The following is a 1,092-nucleotide window of genomic DNA, read 5'->3' as shown; positions in this document are numbered from 1 at the left end:
GACTTAAAAACAAAGAGATTGAAAAAGTTGGTAAATAAGGTTAAAATAAAGGAGACTAACGCCTACTGCAAAGGCGATTAAAGGAGACTATTATGTCAGAAAAAATCAGAGTTTTGTTGTACTACAAGTATGTTCCAATTGAAAATGCGGAAGAATACGCTAAAAAACATTTGGCATTTTGTAAATCAATTGGCCTTAAAGGCCGTATCTTGATTGCCGATGAAGGGATCAACGGCACAGTGTCTGGTGACTACGAAACTACTCAAAAATACATGGATTGGGTACACAGCGATGAGCGCTTTGCTGATTTGTGGTTCAAGATTGATGAAGAAGAAGAGCAAGCTTTCCGTAAGATGTTTGTTCGTTATAAAAAAGAAATTGTTCACCTTGGCTTAGAAGATAACGACTTTGATAGTGATATCAACCCACTAGAAACAACTGGTGAATACCTCAATCCAAAACAATTTAAAGAAGCCCTTCTCGATGAAGATACTATCGTTTTGGATACTCGGAACGATTATGAGTACGACCTTGGTCATTTCAAAGGTGCCGTTCGTCCAGATATCCGTAACTTCCGCGAATTGCCACAATGGGTACGCGACAACAAAGAAAAATTCATGGAAAAACGTGTTGTTGTGTACTGTACTGGTGGGGTTCGTTGTGAGAAATTCTCTGGTTGGATGGTTCGTGAAGGCTTCAAGGACGTCGGTCAACTTCACGGTGGTATTGCTACTTATGGTAAAGATCCAGAAGTACAGGGTGATCTTTGGGAAGGTGCGATGTATGTCTTTGACGACCGTATCTCAGTGCCAATTAATCACGTTAACCCAACAGTGATTTCAAAAGATCATTTTGATGGTACACCATGTGATCGTTACGTTAATTGTGCAAACCCATTCTGTAACAAACAAATCTTTGCTTCTGAAGAAAATGAAGCGAAATATGTTCGTGGTTGCTCAGCAGAATGTCGTGCGCATGAGCGTAATCGCTATGTTCAAGAAAACGGTCTGACACGCGATGAGTGGCAAGCACGTTTAGAAGCAATCGGAGAAAGCTTACCAAAATATGTTAAGTCTTAATCTAAGATATTTA

At 39.7% G+C, this 1,092-nt stretch carries 1 protein-coding gene; it reads left to right on the top strand.

Annotated elements, in window-relative coordinates; genetic code table 11:
- The first annotated feature begins 92 nt into the window (after nt 1-92).
- Nucleotides 93-1,079: a rhodanese-related sulfurtransferase gene (locus tag ACMZ6U_RS10490; RefSeq protein WP_416108355.1), complete on the top strand. Its 987-nt coding sequence runs from the start codon at nt 93-95 to the stop codon at nt 1,077-1,079.
- Nucleotides 1,080-1,092 lie beyond the last annotated feature (13 nt).

Source organism: Streptococcus pluranimalium, assembly GCF_047785745.1.
Taxonomy (GTDB): domain Bacteria; phylum Bacillota; class Bacilli; order Lactobacillales; family Streptococcaceae; genus Streptococcus; species Streptococcus pluranimalium_B.
The sequence above is the reverse complement of the archived record's forward strand: the minus strand, read 5'-3'. Positions and strand labels throughout refer to the sequence as shown.